Here is a 16871-nt window from a genome sequence, read left to right on the forward strand (position 1 = left end):
ACCCTTCGTCTCGGTGTGGCGCGCATTCTACGGAGGGCATTCAACCCTGGCAAGCTCTTTTTGAAAAATATCTGAAAAAAAACGCAGGCCTTTCAATAACCTAGCGTAACCGCCGGTTTAATTGCCCCTGGAGTGACTACTGGCCCTCTGACAGGGTTGGCCTCGGGGGGCCGCTCGGAGAATAATGCCCGCCTTATGCATTAAGGAGAGATCCCCCCTCATGTGGTTCAAGAACCTGCTCACCTATCGCCTGACCCAGGATGTGCCTTTCGAGGCTGAAGCGCTGGAAGCCGCATTGGCCAGCAAGCCGGCCCGCCCCTGTGCCAGCCAGGAGCTGACCACCTATGGCTTCGTCGCTCCGTTCGGTAAAGGCGAAGACGCTCCCCTGGTGCATGTAAGCGGCGAATACCTGCTGATTGCCGCCCGCAAGGAAGAACGCATTCTGCCCAGCAGCGTGGTCAATGACGCTGTAAAGGAAAAGGTCGAAGAAATCGAAACCGAGCAGATGCGCAAGGTTTACAAAAAGGAACGCGACCAGATCAAGGACGAAATCATCCAGGCGTTCCTGCCGCGTGCGTTCATCCGCCGCTCGATGATCTTCGCCGCCATTGCCCCACGCCTGGGGATGGTGCTGGTCAACTCGGCCAGTGCCAAGCGCGCCGAAGACCTGTTGTCCACCCTGCGCGAAGTGATGGGCTCGCTGCCTGTGCGCCCGGCTACCGTCAAGATCGCCCCGGTCGCCACCATGACCGACTGGGTCAAGTCGCAGCAGGCTGCCGAAGGTTTCTATGTACTGGATGAGTGCGAGCTGCGCGACACCGCCGAAGACGGTGGCATCGTGCGCTGCAAGCGCCAGGACCTGACCGGCGAGGAAATCCAGCTGCACCTGAGCACCGGCAAGGTGGTGACCCAGCTGGCCATGGCCTGGCAAGACAAACTGTCATTCGTACTGGACGACAAGATGGTGATCAAACGCCTGAAGTTCGAAGAGCTGCTGCAAGAGCAGGCCGAGCAGGACGGCGGTGACGAGGCTGCCCAGCAGTTCGATGCCAGCTTCCAGCTGATGATGATGACCTTCGCAGAATTCCTGCCCACACTGTTCGAAGCCCTGGGCGGCGAAGAAATCCCCCAAGGCGTCTGATAGCGCCTGCGCAGCCTGGGCCGCAAGCTACAACAACAAGCACAACCGAGTGGCGCTGATCAAAGCGCCACTTCTTTATTACTTGCAGCTGAACCGGAGAATTCCCTGCCATGCGTGCGCTCGCCGCTCTCAGCCGTTTCGTCGGCAACACCTTTGCCCTGTGGGTGCTGGTATTTGCCGTACTGGCCTTCCTGCAACCCCAGTGGTTCATTGCCCTGAAAGTGGCCATCGTACCGCTGCTGGGGCTGGTGATGTTCGGCATGGGCCTCACCCTCAAACTGGACGACTTTGCCGCCCTCGCCCGCCAACCCTGGCGCGTGATGCTGGGGGTGGTGGCCCATTTCGTGATCATGCCTGGCATGGCATGGCTGCTGTGCCAGGTGTTTCACCTGCCGCCTGAAATCGCCGTGGGTGTGATTCTGGTGGGCTGCTGCCCCAGTGGCACCGCGTCCAACGTCATGGTCTGGCTGTCCCGTGGCGACCTGGCGCTGGCAGTGGCCATTGCCGCAGTGACCACCTTGCTGGCCCCATTGCTCACGCCCGCGTTGATCTGGTTCCTGGCCTCGGCCTGGCTGCCGGTGTCCTTCATGGACATGTTCTGGTCGATCTTGCAGTTGGTCATGCTGCCTATCGTGCTAGGGGTGCTGGCGCAACGCTTGCTGGGCGCACGGGTACAAGCTGCGGTACAGGTGTTGCCACTGGTGTCGGTGGTGAGCATCGTCATGATCGTGTGCGCGGTGGTGGCGGCCAGCCAGGCCAAGATTGCCGAATCCGGCTTGCTGATCATGGCGGTGGTAATACTGCACAACAGCTTCGGCTACCTGCTGGGTTACCTCACTGGCAAGCTGTGCAAACTGCCCCTGGCCCAGCGCAAGTCGCTGGCCCTGGAGGTCGGCATGCAGAACTCCGGGCTGGGGGCAGCGCTGGCGGCGGCGCATTTTTCGCCACTGGCAGCGGTGCCCAGCGCGCTGTTCAGCGTTTGGCACAATATTTCCGGGGCATTGTTGTCCACCTGGTTCCGACGCATGGACGACGCAGGCACCGCGCCTCGGGACCCTACCGCTGGCCGCTGAGCGGTACTACGTGCCCCTGCCCTCTTGATCCGAAGCGGGCAGATGGGCACCATGCAAGTCACTGTGAGGACGACCTCACGACGCCAAGCGTGATCATTCCGGGGACGGCCCCATCATCCCACCTGATGGAGACGCACCATGTCCTGGATCATCCTGTTCTTTGCCGGCCTGTTCGAAGTAGGCTGGGCCGTTGGCCTGAAATACACCGATGGTTTCAGCAAGCCCCTGCCTACTGCACTCACCATCGCGGCCATGGCAGTCAGCCTGGGCCTGCTGGGCCTGGCCATGAAAGAACTGCCGCTGGGTACGGCTTACGCCATTTGGACAGGCGTAGGTGCAGTGGGCACGGTAATCGCCGGCATCATCCTGTTTGGTGAGTCCATGGCCCTGGTGCGGCTGGTCAGCGTGGCACTGATCATCTGTGGCCTGGTGGGCCTCAAAGTCAGCGCCAGCTGACAGCCTGTCAGCGTATGGCTCCGCGCAAGCGGCTTACCTGCTCCCGCAACACCTCTGGCTGCGCCGCCTCCGCCGGGATGGCGGCGCCTGCCACGATGGTCACCCGCGACCACAGCCGCTTGAAAAACCCTTTGGCAGGGTCACGGCTGAAAAAGCTGCCCCACAACCCCTGCAACGCCAACGGAATGACCGGCACCGGCGTTTGTTCCAGAATGTGGCTGACGCCGCCCTTGAACACATCGATCTCACCATCGGCCGACAGCTTGCCTTCCGGGAAGATACACACCAGCTCGCCTTCGGCCAGGTACTGGGCAATACGTGCGAACGCGCGTTCGTAAGTCGCCAGGTCTTCGCTGCGCCCGGCAATCGGGATGGCACCTGCGGTGCGGAAAATGAAGTTCAACACCGGCAGGTTGTAGATCTTGTAATACATGACAAAACGAATCGGCCGGCGGATGGCCCCGCCAAGCAGCAGCGCGTCAACGAACGACACATGGTTGCACACCAGCAACGCCGGCCCTTCGTCCGGTATACGCTCCAGGCCCTGGTGCTTTACCCGGTACATCGAGTGGCTGAGCAACCAGATGAGAAAGCGCATGGTGAATTCGGGCACGATGCTGAAGATGTAGGCGTTGACCGCAATGTTCAGCAATGACACCACCAGGAACAACTGCGGGATGGTGAACCCGGCCAGGCCTAGCAGCGCAATGGTCAGCAGCGCTGAAACCACCATGAACAACGCATTGAGAATGTTGTTGGCGGCGATCACGCGGGCGCGCTGGTCTTCGGCGGTACGGGCCTGGATCAGCGCATACAGCGGCACGATGTAGAAACCGCCGAACACGCCCAGGCCAACGATGGACAGCAGCACCCACCAGGCCTGGCTCATGCTCAGCAGTGCCAGCCAGTCGTGGGGCGCAGCGGCCGCCGGTACGTCGCCGGAGTGCCACCACCACAGCAAGCCGAACACGGTCAGCCCGAACGAGCCGAACGGCACCAGCCCGATCTCGACCTTGCGCCCGCTCAGGCGCTCGCACAGCAGCGAGCCCAGGGCGATGCCTACCGAAAACAGCGTCAGCACCAGCGTAACGACCGTGCCGTCACCGTGCAGCCAGTCCTTGGCGTAGGCAGGGATCTGGGTGAGGTAGATGGCGCCGACGAACCAGAACCAGGAGTTGCCCACGATCGACCGGGACACTGCCGGCGGTTGCGCTAGCCCCATGCGCAGAATCACCCAGGACTGCTTGAAGATGTTCCAGTCCAGCACCGCATGCGGCGACGCCGCCGCCGCGCGCGGGATCCAGCGGCTGGCCAGGTAGCCTAGTACAGCGGTGCCGACCACACCGCCGGCCACCACCCAGGCGTAGTCGTCGGAGGACATCATCACCCCGGCGCCGATGGTGCCGGCCAGGATGGCCAGGAACGTGCCGGTTTCCACCAGCCCATTGCCACCTACCAGTTCCTGTTCGCGCAGGGCCTGGGGCAGGATGGAATACTTGACCGGCCCGAACAGCGCCGAATGGGTCCCCATCCCGAACAGGGCCACCAGCATCAGGGCCAGGTGGTGGGTGACAAAGCCCAGCGCGCCTATCGACATGATGGCGATTTCGGCAAGCTTGATCGCGCGGATGAGCGCGTCCTTGGCAAACTTCTCGCCAAACTGCCCGCCCAGTGCCGAGAACAGGAAAAACGGCAGGATGAACAGCAGGGCACACAGGTTGACCCAGATGGAGCGATCGCCATCACCCAGGCTCAACTTGAACAGAATCGCCAGGATCAGCGACTGTTTGAACAGGTTGTCGTTGAACGCACCCAGCGACTGGGTGATGAAAAATGGCAGGAAGCGCCGCTTGCCGAGCAAGGTGAATTGCGAGGAGTGACTCATCGTCCTTGGTCCTGGGTTCAGCCATGGGTGGCAGTTATCTGATTGGGATGCACGCGGCCTCTATGAAGCCACAATTGCCACCACCACTGACAGGCCTGTTTCCAGGGAGTTGCACGCCACACCCTTGGCGTCAGTCGAACCGGAACAACCGTTGCGCCGTATCGACCAACAGGGCCTGGCGCAGTGGCGCCGCGCAACCCAGTGCGTCGAACTGCCCGACCACACTGGCGAAACTCACCCCTGCCTCATGCTGGGTATGCGGCCAATCGCTGCCCCACATCAGCCGCTCGGCGCCAAAATGCGCCTCCAACGCCCCCAACGCCTGGCGGGCGAAGGCCAGGTTTTGCTGTGGGCTGCCTTCCAGGCGGTAGATCCCGGACACCTTCACCCAGACGTTGCCAAGCCCGCCCAGGGTCAATAGCTCGGCCAAACCGGGCTGCCCGAGACCTTGGCGCGCGTCGGGGCGGCCAAAGTGGTCAATGACCAGGTCCAGCCCATAGGGCTGCAATGCCCGAACCAGCGCGGGGATGTCTGCCACGTGTCGATGCAGTTCGAGGTGCCAGCCCTGCTCGCCAATCCGCTGGAACAGCTGCCGCCATGCACCGGTCGAGAAGTCCGGCAACGCCTGCCCCATCAAATTGAGGCGCACCCCCCGTACGCCCAGCCGGGCCATTGCATCGAGGGTTTCGCGCTGCACGTTCGGCTCCACCATCACCACCCCGCGCAGCTGGCCAGGCGCAGCTTGCAAGGCAGCCAGCAGGTAGCTGTTGTCGGTGCCCAGAAAACTGGGCTGCACCAGCACCCCGTGGCTGAAGCCATGGGCAAGCAACTGGCCCAGGTACTCGGCCAGTGGCGCATCGTAGTCGGGCGCGTAACGCCGCTCTTGCGCCATCGCCAGCCCTCGGCTGAACACGTGGGCATGGCTGTCGATGGCAGTGATGTGTAAATCGGGTTCGTGGGGCATGGCACTCATAATAAGGTCAGGTTACTTGGCAACCGCACCGGCAGCGTCCGGCGAGGTGGCGGCCTGCAGGTTGCGGCCGCGGGTTTCCGGCAGGCAAAGCGCAGCGATAACGGCCACGCCATAGGCAATGCCGGCGTCGATGCCGATGGCGGCGCCCAGTGACATGGATTCGCTCATGTGCCCGACAAGGAACGGGAACACCGCCGACAGCACGCGGCCGAAGTTGTAGCAGAAGCCTACCCCCGCCCCGCGTACATCGGCCGGGTACAGCTCGTTGAAGAACGCGCCCAGGCTGGCCGGAATGCCCGCCGCGAAGAAACCCAGCGGGAAGCCCAGGAACAGCATCTGCGTGTTGCTCAGCGGGAAAAACACATAGGCCTGCACAGTGAGCACGCAGCACACGGCGAACAGCAGGATGTTCTTGCGCCGGCCAATGCGGTCGATCAACAGGCCACTGACCACGCACCCGCACCAGAAGGCCAGGATGATGACGGCCAGGTAGCCCCCGGAGTTGAGCACCGACAGGTTGCGCTCGGTTTTGAGGAAGGTCGGCAGCCAGGTCATCACCGCGTGGTAACCCCCATGTGCCCCCAGGCCCAGCAGCCCGCCCAACAGGGTTACCCGCAGCAGCTCAGGGCGGAAGATACCGGCCATGGACTTGAAAAAACTGCCAGGGATGACCTGTTCTTTCTGCAGCCGCCGGAAGCTGTCCGGCTCTGGCACGTTGCGGCGCACCCAGATGATCAGCAACGACGGCAACAGGCCGACGAAGAACATCACCCGCCAGGCAAATTCCTGCGGCACCAGCGAGTAGATCAGCGTGAACAGCGCCACGGCCAGGCCCCAGCCCACTGCCCAGGCGCTTTGTACGGTGCCCATGACCTTGCCCCGGTACTTGGGGTTGATGGTTTCGGCCATCAGCACCGCGCCGGCAGCCCACTCGCCACCAATACCAAAGCCCTGCATGGCCTTGACGAACAGCAACGGGTAGAAGCCTGTGACGAAGGCCGAGAGGAAGGTGAAGAACGAGAACCAGAGGATCATCCACTGCAGGACGCGCACGCGCCCGTAGCGGTCGGACAATGTGCCACCCAGCCAGCCACCGATAGCCGAGGTTACCAGGGTCAGGCCGCTGATCAGTCCGGCATCACCCTTTGACAGGGAAAAAGCAGCAATAAGCGCGGGGATGGCCAGGCCGAACATCTGCACTTCCAGTGCATCGAGCGACCAGCCGCCGAAGCAGGCCCAGAACGTCTTGCGTTCCCGTGAGGTGATCTGGCGGTACCAGCTGAACATGATTGTTATCCTTCTAGTTGTGTGTGTTTCAACCGGTCACCCTTGCTGCTGCATGGGCCAACGGGCAGGCGAAGCCACTGCGCCCCGGCGTGAGGGCGCAGGCAGGTAAAGCAGGAACGACCGGCTTAACGGATGTCGATGCGGTAGCGGAAGTGCTGCGCATGGCCGCGCGAGCGGCGCCATTCAAGCGGTTTGCCGGCATAGTCACGGGCCAGGCGCTCGATCACCACCACCGGGCTGTCGGCCGGCAGGTGCAGCAGCCGGCCATGCACCGCGTCCACCGCCTCGGCCGTCAGGGTCTCTTCGGCCGAGGCCACCACTTGGCCACACAGATGCTCGTAGATCGGGTAAAGCAGCGGTCCCTTGCTGTCCAGGTCGACCTCCAGCAGGGCCTGGAAGGGCTGGCGTGGCAGCCAGATTTCCTCGGCCAGCACCGGTTGGGCCCCCAATAGGCGAATACGCTGCATGCGGATGACTTCTGCCTGCGCACCCAGGCCCAGCGCCTGGGCTACGGCGGAGGGTGCGGGTACGGCTGTGATTGCCAGGATGCGGCTCTCGGGGACCACGCGCTCGCCATTGGCCGTTTCGAACCGGAAGAAGCGGAACAACGAAGACTGAAACTGTGGCCGCCGAATGAAGGTACCCCGGCCCTGCTGACGCTCCAGCACGCCTTCGGCAACCAGCACGTCCACGGCCTTGCGCACGGTGCCTACCGACATGTCGAACTCGGCAGCCAGCGCCGCCTCGGTGGGTATTGCCTCACCCGGGCGCCAGCGATTGTTGGCGATCTGCATGACCATGTGGTCGCGCAGTTGCTGGTAGCGAGGCAGTCGAGCATCACCGGTCAGGGGGTGCATGGTTTCGTCCTCATCTTGTTATATAGACATATATATGAATTTGAGGGGAGTATTCGCTTTCACCTGTAGCCTGTCAATCCTCCGCCCGTCGGCGCCATCGGAACCCCTGCGGCCGTGGGCTGCGACGACCTGCCACTGCGACCAATGTCGGCGCTGACGACAAGGCGCTGGCCGTGCCAGACTGACCCATCGGGCCACGTTAAATTTTTTTGCTTCGGAGTCTTCATGTCGTTGTCCAGCGGGCTGATCGCCGTGGTCGCCCTCGCCTATATGGCCATCATGTTCGCCATCGCGTTCTACGGCGACCGCCGCAGCACGCCGCTGCCGCCGAAGTTGCGCGCCTGGGTGTACAGCCTGTCGCTGGCGGTGTATTGCACCAGCTGGACATTCTTCGGCGCCGTCGGCCAGGCCGCCGAGCAGTTGTGGGCGTTTTTACCCATTTACCTGGGGCCGGTGCTGCTGCTCATCTTTGCGCCCTGGGTGGTGCAGAAGATGGTGCTGATCAGCAAGCAGCAGAACATCACGTCGATCGCCGACTTCATCGCCGCACGTTACGGCAAGTCGCAAACCCTGGCGGTGGTGGTGGCGCTGATCTGCCTGGTGGGCGTACTGCCCTATATCGCCCTGCAGTTGAAGGGCATCGTGCTGGGCGTGAACCTGCTGATCGGCGCCAATGCCGACGCCACCGGTACCCGGGTGCAGGACACCGCACTGGTGGTTTCGCTGGTGCTTGCCGTGTTCGCCATCGTGTTCGGCACCCGCAGCCTGGATGTCACCGAACACCACCGCGGCATGGTGCTGGCCATCGCCTTCGAGTCGCTGATCAAGCTGCTGGCGTTTCTGGCGGTGGGTATCTTCGTGGTCTTCAACCTTTACGACGGCTTCGATGACCTGTTCACGCAGGCGCGGCAATCCATCCACCTGCAGGACTACTGGCAAGAAACAATCAACTGGCCGTCGATGGTGGTGCAGACCGCCGTGGCGATGATGGCCATCATCTGCCTGCCGCGGCAGTTTCACGTCACCGTGGTGGAAAACATCGAGCCCCAGGACATGCGCCTGGCGCGCTGGGTATTTCCGATGTACCTGGCGCTGGCCGCGCTGTTTGTGGTGCCCATCGCCCTCGCCGGGCAGATGCTGTTGCCGGGGACGGTGATGTCCGACTCGTTCGTCATCAGCCTGCCACTGGCCGAAGCCCACCCCAGCCTGGCCCTGCTGGCGTTCATCGGCGGCGCCTCCGCGGCCACCGGCATGGTGATTGTCGAGGCGGTCGCGCTGTCGACCATGGTGTCCAACGACATGCTGCTGCCGTGGCTGCTGCGGCGCAACAACGCCGAACGGCCGTTCGAAGTGTTCCGCCACTGGATGCTTTCGGTACGCCGGGTGACCATCGTGGTGATCCTGCTGCTCGCTTACGTCAGCTACCGCCTGCTGGGCTCTACCGCCAGCCTGGCTACCATCGGCCAAATTGCGTTCGCCGCCGTTACCCAGTTGACGCCGGCCATGCTCGGGGCACTCTACTGGAAGCAGGCCAACCGCCGTGGCGTATTTGCCGGGCTGGCAGCCGGCATCTTCCTGTGGTTCTACACCCTGGTACTGCCCATTGCCGCCCACAGCGTTGGCTGGTCATTGCAACTGTTCCCGGGGCTGGCGTGGCTGCACGGCAACCCGCTGAACCTGCCGATCAGCCCGCTCACCCAGGGGGTGGTGTTGTCACTGGCCGGCAACTTCACACTGTTCGCCTGGGTGTCGGTGCTGTCACGCACACGGGTGTCGGAACATTGGCAGGCGGGCCGCTTCATCGGCCAGCAAACCAGCGCCCGCCCCAGCAGCAAGCCCTTGCTGGCGGTGCAGATCGACGACTTGCTGACCCTGGCCTCGCGCTTTGTCGGCGAAGAGCGCGCCCGGCAGAGCTTCATCCGTTTCGCCTACCGCCAGGGCAAGGGCTTCAACCCCAACCAGAACGCCGACGGCGACTGGATCGAGCATACCGAGCGCCTGCTGGCCGGGGTACTGGGCACGTCCTCCACGCGGGCTGTGGTCAAGGCCGCCATCGAAGGCCGCGACATGCAGTTGGAGGACGTGGTGCGCATTGCCGACGAGGCCAGTGAGGTGCTGCAGTTCAACCGCGCCCTGCTGCAGGGCGCCATCGAGAACATCAACCAGGGCATCAGCGTGGTCGACCAGAACCTGCACCTGGTGGCCTGGAACCGCCGGTACCTGGAGCTTTTCAACTACCCGGAGGGGCTGATCAGCGTGGGCCGGCCCATCGCCGACATCATCCGCTACAACGCCGAGCGCGGCCTGTGCGGGCCCGGCGAGGCCCAGGTGCACGTGGCGCGGCGCCTGCACTGGATGCGCCAGGGCCGGGCGCACTCTTCCGAGCGGTTGTTCCCCAACGGCCGCGTGATCGAGCTGATCGGCAACCCCATGCCGGGGGGCGGCTTCGTGATGAGCTTCACCGACATCACGCCGTTCCGCGAAGCCGAGCAGGCGCTGCGGGACGCCAATGAGGGCCTGGAACAGCGCGTAGCAGAGCGCACCCATGAGCTGTCGCAACTGAACCAGGCGCTGACCGAAGCCAAGAGCCATGCCGAGGCGGTCAGCCAGTCCAAGACGCGCTTCCTGGCTGCGGTCAGCCACGACCTGATGCAGCCGTTGAACGCGGCAAGGCTGTTCTCTGCAGCCCTTTCCCAGCAGGCCGAGGGCATGACGACGGAAGCCCGGCAACTGGTCCAGCACATGGACAGCTCGCTGCGCTCTGCCGAGGAGCTGATCAGCGACCTGCTGGATATCTCACGGCTGGAAAACGGCAAGATCACCCCGGTCGCCAAGCCATTCGCCCTTAACGAACTGTTCGACACACTGGGTGCCGAGTTCAAGGTGCTGGCTGCCGAAAAAGGCCTGGAGTTCCGTCTGCGCGGCAGCCGCCTGCGGGTGGACAGCGATATGAAACTGCTGCGCCGGGTACTGCAAAACTTCCTCACCAATGCCCTTCGCTACGGCAAAAGCCCGATCTTGCTGGGCGCCCGTCGCCAGGGCGAGCGGCTGTGGCTGGAGGTGTGGGACCGTGGCCCAGGTATCGCCGATGACAAGCTGCAGGTGATCTTCCAGGAGTTCAAGCGCCTGGACAGCCACCAGACCCGTGCCGAAAAAGGCCTGGGCCTGGGCCTGGCGATCGCCGACGGCCTGTGCCGGGTACTGGGGCACTCCCTGGAGGTGCGCTCGTGGCCTGGTAAGGGCACGGTGTTCCGGGTCAGCGTCCCCATCGCCCGCCAGGCCGCGGCGGCCACCACCGCGCCGCTGGAACAACGCAGCGAGCCGCTGGCTGGCCTGCAGGTACTGTGCGTGGACAATGAAGACAGCATTCTGATTGGCATGAACAGCCTGCTCAGCCGCTGGGGCTGCCAGGTGTGGACGGCCCGCAGCCGCGCCGAATGCGAAGCGCTGCTGGCAGACGGCATGCGCCCGCACCTGGCCCTGGTGGACTACCACCTGGATGACGGCGACACCGGCACCGGCCTGATGGGCTGGTTACGGGCGCGGCTGGGCGAACCGGTACCGGGGGTGGTGATCAGTGCCGATGGCAGCAAGGAAACCCTAGGGCTGGTGCATGCTGCGGGCCTGGACTTCCTGGCCAAGCCGGTCAAGCCAGCGGCGCTGCGGGCCCTGCTCAACCGTCATCTGAGCCTGGTTCAGTAAGCGCTTCCCCCGGCACCGCCTCATCGCTCAGGGCCCGCTCCAGCAAGCTGGGTGGCAGGCTCTTGCTGGCCCTGGCCCCCAGCAACTTGAGCTGCTCGCTGCGGCTGACCAGGTTGCCGCGCCCCTCGCACAGCTTGTTGCGCGCGGCGGCGTAGGCCTTGTCCACTTGTTGCAGGCGGCTGCCCAGCTCGTCCAGGTCCTGGATGAACAGCACGAACTTGTCGTACAGCCACCCGGCGCGCTCGGCGATTTCGCGAGCGTTCTGGCCCTGACGCTCCTGCTTCCACAGGCTGTCGATGACGCGCAGGGTGGCCAGCAGGGTGGTTGGGCTGACAATCACGATCTGCCGGTCGAAGGCTTCCTGGAACAGGTTCGGCTCTGCCTGCAGAGCGGCAGAGAACGCCGCCTCGATAGGCACGAACAGCAGCACGAAATCGAGGCTGTGCAAGCCTTCGAGCCGGCTGTAGTCCTTGCTGGACAACCCTTTGACGTGGCTGCGCAGCGATTGCACATGTTGCTTGAGCGCCGCTTCGTCGTTGCCAGCCACGTACTGCTGGTAGGCGGTGAGGCTGACCTTGGCATCCACCACCACCTGCTTGTCGCCGGGCAGCATGATCAGCACGTCCGGCTGAAAGCGCTCGCCATCGGCGCTCTTGAGGCTCACCTGGGTCTGGTACTCGCGGCCCTTCTCAAGGCCGGCGTGCTCCAGCACCCGCTCCAGAATCAGCTCACCCCAGTTGCCCTGGGTTTTCTGCCCTTTCAACGCCTGGGTCAGGTTGGTGGCTTCGTCTGACAGGCGCAGGTTGAGCTGTTGCAGGCGCTCCAGTTCCTTGCCAAGCGAGAAACGCTCACGAGCTTCCTGCTGGTAGCTTTCCTCCACGCGCTTCTCGAACGACTGGATACGTTCCTTAAGCGGGTCGAGCAATTGCCCCAGGTGCTGTTGGCTGGTTTGGGCAAAACGCTGCTCGCGCTCGTCGAAAATTTTTGTGGCCATGTCGGCGAACTGGGCACGCAACGTTTCCCGGGCCTCCTGCAGGTCCTCCAGGCGCTGCTGATGGCTTTCCTGCTGCTCACGCAGCTCCGCTTCCAGGCGCGCTGCCTGCGCCTCCAGGCGACGCAGCTCGGCCTCGCGGTTGGCGCGTTCCAGGTTCCAGGCATGGGAGGCATCGCGGGCGTTGTCGCGCTCGACTTGCAGCAACTCCAGCTCACGGCCCTGGGCGGCGAGCTGGGCCTGCTTTGCGGTGTTGGCTTCGCTGAGGTCGCTGACCTCGTCACGGCTGGCGTCCAGTTGCGCCTGCAGACCGGCCTGGGCCAGCTGGGCTGCGTTGAGGCGCTCTTCCAGCAGTGCCTGCGCTGCGTGCCGCGCCCCCTGCCCACGCTGTAGCTGCATGGCCCACACCAGGCCAGGCACCACCCCCGCCACCAAACCCAGCAGGACACTGGCCAGATCAACTGTCATGCTTACCCCGATACTGTTCTGGCAAAGGGGGGCAGCTTATCAGCCCGGCAGGAGGGTTGCCCGCGCTACGCGCGACCAGGCGCGCTTCAGGTGCCGAACCACTGGTGCAGCAGTGTGCGAGCCTCATGCGACCCCTGGCCTGCGGCCAGCTCCAACCAGAACCGGGCCTGGTCCGGGGCACTGTGCTGGCAAACACGTGCGTATTCCAGCTGAGCCCGGCGATCACCGCCCCGTGCGGCCTGACGCAGCAGGTCATGACCAATCCGGCGGTCGCGCGCGCTGCCACAGTCGCGACACAACATCTGCCCCAACCGGCTCTGCGCAACCACCACGCCTTGGCGAGCTGGCCGTTTGAGCAAGCGGCCAGCCAGGTGCTTGACCTTGGGCTTTTCATTCAGCCGTGGGTTATCCAGCAACCACAGGGCAACCTTGAGCGAGAACCTGCGGGTGGGGGGCGCAGCAGCTATGGCGGTGTTGACGGAGGTTTTACCGAGAGACTTCATGGCAACAGGGGCAGGCAAATCGAAAAGCGCGCCACTCTACTCCTTTTCCCGACATCGGCCCAACGCGACGGCTTATTTTTTAAAAAATTTCATGTGATCGTTTCTTGACGTAGTCAGGGTAATGAGTGGAGGCCTGGGCTTACCCATCTAAACGAGTTGGAAGGCCGTCTGGCCGCGCCATGCCCGGGCTAGAGCAAGCGCTTGGGACAATCCACAGTTCCTGTGGATAACTCGGTGGACAACCCCTTCCCACCCCCCTCAAAGCCGCGTGGTATATGGCCTCCTGACAAACTGACGATTTTTTCACCAGTTAAAAATAGTGTTTTTTTTCATTGACTTAACTGGCCAGTCAAGTCATTGGCGAACGCTTCGCTGCGTGTTGCGGGGGTGTTACAGGGGCCACACCGAATGTGCACAAGCCGTGCGAAAACATCCGTTCGGGTATCCGATGACTCGATCCCGCCCCAAAAAGGAGCATTACAACCCCTTCACAGCCTCAGGAAATTCGAACATACTGCTCGGCTTGCTTCGCAGATAATAATGCTTGCCAAGCTTGCGAAGCTCCGGTAAGGTGCCCCTCGTTAGTACCAAGCTGAAAGTCAATTCTGGCCAACAGTGTCCTTGCAGACTCGCTTCCCCAACAGCGTACTGCTGAAACCAGGACCGGCCCTTTAGATGATTCGCCCGGCAGCCAATAGGCTGTACGCCAATGAATCACATGACAGATTGATCAGGATCCCACCCGATGGCCCAGAACCCTGGCCCCGGCGTGCTGCCTGCCCTCTGAAGTACCTACCAGTCAGCCCAAGCGCCCACTACTTGATTGCGCTCCCTCTGGCTGCATTGTTCCAGTCGGGTTCTCTCGTCCCTTAATAAAGGCGTCACTGGAACGTTTCTATCATGCACGGATCCTAATCCCCGTGTTCAACGCAGGAAACTTCCAACAATATGCAAACTCATCACCAAATTCAGGCTGCCATTGGCACCCTTTCCCAAGCCTTCTCCCCACTGAAGTGCTTGATCGTGGCCCCACGCAAGGGCAGCTTCAGCTTCACCCTGGTGGACGAACATGGCATCGCCTGCCACACCGAACGCTTGTACCCCGAGCAGTACAGCCGCAGCGAGCCGCTGCAGGCGATCATTGCCCGGACACGCCAGTCGCTCACCGCGTGAGCGGAGAATGCTGGGCCATTCAAGCGCTGAATACCCCCATCGCAAGCCTGCCTGAGCAGACCCAGCGTAATTGCCTTAGGGCATATGGCTGGTCGACTCTGGCAGCAATCGATTTAAAAACAGCCCTTTACACCATGATTATCACACTACACTTCAACTCGAGCGGTGCTTGCCGCTTCCGGCGGGCCTGAACATTCACCAGCTGCCAAGCTCCAGCGCCCGTCGGTCCCTTACTGCTCGAGGGCATCATGGGTATTGCGGCGAAGGAACTCTGTCAGCATGTCATTCGGCCCACTCTGGCCTACCTGAACCGTCACTGCGCCAGCGCTGAAGCGTTGTTGCTCGGCATTGCCGCAAGCCAGTCGGCGCTCGGGTCTGCACTGCACGATCGACGTGGCCACGGGCTTTACCGTATCGGCGAGCACCGCCACCGAGCCGTGTGGGACGAATACCTGGCCCTGGACCCTGAACTCGCCAGCCTGGTACGCGGCCTGGCCAGCCAACACGCCTTTCTCGGCAGCCCGCACCTTGAACTGACCGTCAACCTGCGCTACTCCACCGCCATCGCGTGGATGCTGGTAGAGGCCCAGGCACCACTGCTTCCTCCCGCAGACGACCTTCAAGCGCTGGCCCGCATCTGGCGACAGGTGTTCAGCCCTCAGGGGCGGCTGCGCGATTTCACGGAAGCGTGGGAAACCTGCATTAATCAGAAACTACCTCAACTGTCTTGAGAAGGGTCTTACAACTTAGCTAGAAAAAAAGGAATTTTGGTCGGATTGTCCTACAAAACCGCTCTATCTTCGGTGTTTGCGGCTATAGCGCGCCGCGCAATTTGTTGGTAGCTTTTCGCCTCGGAGATCCCAAGGAGTTTCTAATAATGAAAAAAGTCATGCTCAAAACCTCCCTCAGCCTCGCCGTCACGCTCGCGTCCGGCCAACTGTTCGCCAGCGGCTTCGCCCTGAACGAACAGAGCGTTAGCGGCATGGGGACAGGTTTCGCGGGACGTTCCTCATCTGCCGAAGATGCCAGCACTGTGTATGGCAACCCGGCCGGCATGTCCCGCCTCAAGCGCCAGCAGGTTACCGTGGGCGGCGCGGCGGTCATCGCCAAGTCGGATATCTCAGGCCCAGGTAGCAATCTTGGGGGGGAAACCGACGGTGACATGGTACCGGTCGTCGGGGTACCCATGGGTTACTACGTCAAACCTATCGATGACCACTGGAGCGTTGGCTTCGGTGTCTACGTGCCGTTTGGCCTGGTCACCGATTACGGCAGCGACGACGCTGCACGTTACTGGGGCAAGAAGAGCCACGTGGAGGTGGTCACCTTCCAGCCAACCGTCAGCTATGCCTTCAACGACAAGGTATCGATCGGTTTCGGCCCTACCATCAACCGTATCAAGGGTGAACTGGGCTCGAACCTGATCAACCCGCGCACCCCGGGGCGCAATGATGGTGAAGTGAAGATCAAGGGCGACGATACTGCAGTCGGCTACAACATCGGCCTGCTGGTGCAGGCCACCGACCGCACGCGTATCGGCCTGACCTACCACTCGATGGTGGACTACAAGCTCGAAGGCAAGACCAAGGTCACGACCCCGCTGATCGGGCCGTACAGCGGCAGCAAGTTCGATGCAAGCCTGAAAATCAAGACACCTGAGTCGGTGGACTTGTCGGTCACCCACGAACTGGACGACCAGTGGACCTTGTACGCGGGCAGCACCTGGACGCGCTGGAGCCGCCTGAAAGACATCACGGTGCAGAACGATGTACCCCGCCCGCTGGTGGGTTCAGCGTTCCAGACGATTTCGGAAGAGCAGAACTGGCATGACACCTGGGCGCACGCCGTGGGTGCGTCGTACAAGGTCAACAAGGAGTGGGTGTTGCGCACCGGCTTCACGGTTGACCAGTCGCCGACCAACAACCAGGACCGTTCGCCACGCATCCCTACCGGCGATCGCAAGATCTTCAGCCTGGGTGCTGGGTGGAGCCCGAACGACGACATGACCATCGATGTGGCTTACTCCTACCTGTGGGAAGAGGACACGAAGGTTAACCAGGTGAGTGCGACCAAGGGTAGCTACCGGGCCAAGTACGAGAACAGTGCTCATGGTTTGGGCGCTTCGCTGACGTATCGGTTCTGATCGGTACGTTATGTGTGAAAAACCGCCCTTGTGGCGGTTTTTTTCGTTTGGTATGTGGGCGGGTGTGCTGAGTTAGGACTTTTTGAATGGGCTATAGCGTCTGCAGGAGTCCACTCGATGCAATTAAACTGCGAACTGCTAACTTTTTAATGTGGGCGCGTATTACGAGTAAACATTCTTTTGTGCAGGTGGCGCTTAGTCACCTTTCCGCCCTTCCGG

General features: G+C 62.4%; 13 protein-coding genes. 7 read left to right on the top strand and 6 right to left on the bottom strand.

Annotated elements, in window-relative coordinates; all coding sequences use genetic code 11:
- The first annotated feature begins 220 nt into the window (after nt 1-220).
- From rdgC to sugE, 3 genes are all read left to right on the top strand, one after another.
- On the top strand, nt 221-1141 hold the full coding sequence (gene rdgC / locus PPA02S_RS22165) for a recombination-associated protein RdgC (protein ID WP_028633683.1): 921 nt from the start codon (nt 221-223) through the stop codon (nt 1139-1141).
- 110 nt (nt 1142-1251) lie between these two features.
- Nucleotides 1252-2214 (top strand): bile acid:sodium symporter family protein, encoded by a 963-nt coding sequence (locus PPA02S_RS22170; RefSeq protein ID WP_028633684.1) that lies wholly within the window; start codon nt 1252-1254, stop codon nt 2212-2214.
- 138 nt (nt 2215-2352) lie between these two features.
- Nucleotides 2353-2670 (top strand): quaternary ammonium compound efflux SMR transporter SugE, encoded by a 318-nt coding sequence (gene sugE, locus PPA02S_RS22175; protein WP_028633685.1) that lies wholly within the window; start codon nt 2353-2355, stop codon nt 2668-2670.
- 7 nt (nt 2671-2677) lie between these two features.
- Here the strand turns inward: sugE and PPA02S_RS22180 are convergent, their stop codons facing one another.
- From PPA02S_RS22180 to PPA02S_RS22195, 4 genes are all read right to left on the bottom strand, one after another.
- Nucleotides 2678-4555: a 1-acyl-sn-glycerol-3-phosphate acyltransferase gene (locus PPA02S_RS22180; protein ID WP_028633686.1), complete on the bottom strand. Its 1878-nt coding sequence runs from the start codon at nt 4553-4555 to the stop codon at nt 2678-2680.
- 130 nt (nt 4556-4685) lie between these two features.
- Entirely contained in the window at nt 4686-5519 is an 834-nt protein-coding gene (locus tag PPA02S_RS22185; protein ID WP_028633687.1) for an amidohydrolase family protein, read from the bottom strand.
- A gap of 21 nt (nt 5520-5540) precedes the next feature.
- On the bottom strand, nt 5541-6815 hold the full coding sequence (locus PPA02S_RS22190; protein ID WP_028633688.1) for an MFS transporter: 1275 nt from the start codon (nt 6813-6815) through the stop codon (nt 5541-5543).
- Between the two features lie 125 nt (nt 6816-6940).
- Entirely contained in the window at nt 6941-7672 is a 732-nt protein-coding gene (locus tag PPA02S_RS22195; protein ID WP_028633689.1) for a GntR family transcriptional regulator, read from the bottom strand.
- A gap of 225 nt (nt 7673-7897) precedes the next feature.
- On the opposite strand from PPA02S_RS22195, the gene PPA02S_RS22200 reads away from it, so the two are divergent.
- Nucleotides 7898-11374: a hybrid sensor histidine kinase/response regulator gene (locus PPA02S_RS22200; RefSeq protein WP_028633690.1), complete on the top strand. Its 3477-nt coding sequence runs from the start codon at nt 7898-7900 to the stop codon at nt 11372-11374.
- On the opposite strand, the gene PPA02S_RS22205 is transcribed toward PPA02S_RS22200, so the two are convergent.
- A complete protein-coding gene (locus PPA02S_RS22205) occupies nt 11346-12719 on the bottom strand; it encodes a DNA recombination protein RmuC (protein ID WP_161629588.1) in 1374 nt (457 codons plus the stop codon). The two genes, PPA02S_RS22200 and PPA02S_RS22205, sit on opposite strands and share 29 nt — an antisense overlap.
- A 200-nt stretch (nt 12720-12919) precedes the next feature.
- A complete protein-coding gene (locus PPA02S_RS22210) occupies nt 12920-13336 on the bottom strand; it encodes a tetratricopeptide repeat protein (RefSeq protein ID WP_028633692.1) in 417 nt (138 codons plus the stop codon).
- A 948-nt stretch (nt 13337-14284) separates the two neighbouring features.
- Here PPA02S_RS22210 and PPA02S_RS22215 point away from each other — a divergent pair.
- The 3 genes from PPA02S_RS22215 (at nt 14285) to PPA02S_RS22225 (ending at nt 16652) form a co-directional block, all read left to right on the top strand.
- A complete protein-coding gene (locus tag PPA02S_RS22215) occupies nt 14285-14509 on the top strand; it encodes a hypothetical protein (protein WP_028633693.1) in 225 nt (74 codons plus the stop codon).
- Between the two features lie 248 nt (nt 14510-14757).
- Complete coding sequence (locus tag PPA02S_RS22220; RefSeq protein WP_028633694.1) at nt 14758-15240, top strand: hypothetical protein; 483 nt, start codon at nt 14758-14760, stop codon at nt 15238-15240.
- 146 nt (nt 15241-15386) lie between these two features.
- Entirely contained in the window at nt 15387-16652 is a 1266-nt protein-coding gene (locus PPA02S_RS22225; RefSeq protein WP_028633695.1) for an OmpP1/FadL family transporter, read from the top strand.
- Nucleotides 16653-16871: the final 219 nt, after the last annotated feature.

Origin of the sequence: Pseudomonas parafulva NBRC 16636 = DSM 17004, from assembly GCF_000730645.1 — a bacterium.
Taxonomy (GTDB): Bacteria; Pseudomonadota; Gammaproteobacteria; order Pseudomonadales; family Pseudomonadaceae; genus Aquipseudomonas; species Aquipseudomonas parafulva.

Coding starts and splice junctions, on each gene's coding strand:
- rdgC (WP_028633683.1), top strand. CDS start 221: ATGTGGTTCAAGAACCTGCTCACCTATCGCCTGACCCAGGATGTGCCT.
- PPA02S_RS22170 (WP_028633684.1), top strand. CDS start 1,252: ATGCGTGCGCTCGCCGCTCTCAGCCGTTTCGTCGGCAACACCTTTGCC.
- sugE (WP_028633685.1), top strand. CDS start 2,353: ATGTCCTGGATCATCCTGTTCTTTGCCGGCCTGTTCGAAGTAGGCTGG.
- PPA02S_RS22180 (WP_028633686.1), bottom strand. CDS start 4,555: ATGAGTCACTCCTCGCAATTCACCTTGCTCGGCAAGCGGCGCTTCCTG.
- PPA02S_RS22185 (WP_028633687.1), bottom strand. CDS start 5,519: ATGCCCCACGAACCCGATTTACACATCACTGCCATCGACAGCCATGCC.
- PPA02S_RS22190 (WP_028633688.1), bottom strand. CDS start 6,815: ATGTTCAGCTGGTACCGCCAGATCACCTCACGGGAACGCAAGACGTTC.
- PPA02S_RS22195 (WP_028633689.1), bottom strand. CDS start 7,672: ATGCACCCCCTGACCGGTGATGCTCGACTGCCTCGCTACCAGCAACTG.
- PPA02S_RS22200 (WP_028633690.1), top strand. CDS start 7,898: ATGTCGTTGTCCAGCGGGCTGATCGCCGTGGTCGCCCTCGCCTATATG.
- PPA02S_RS22210 (WP_028633692.1), bottom strand. CDS start 13,336: ATGAAGTCTCTCGGTAAAACCTCCGTCAACACCGCCATAGCTGCTGCG.
- PPA02S_RS22215 (WP_028633693.1), top strand. CDS start 14,285: ATGCAAACTCATCACCAAATTCAGGCTGCCATTGGCACCCTTTCCCAA.
- PPA02S_RS22220 (WP_028633694.1), top strand. CDS start 14,758: ATGGGTATTGCGGCGAAGGAACTCTGTCAGCATGTCATTCGGCCCACT.
- PPA02S_RS22225 (WP_028633695.1), top strand. CDS start 15,387: ATGAAAAAAGTCATGCTCAAAACCTCCCTCAGCCTCGCCGTCACGCTC.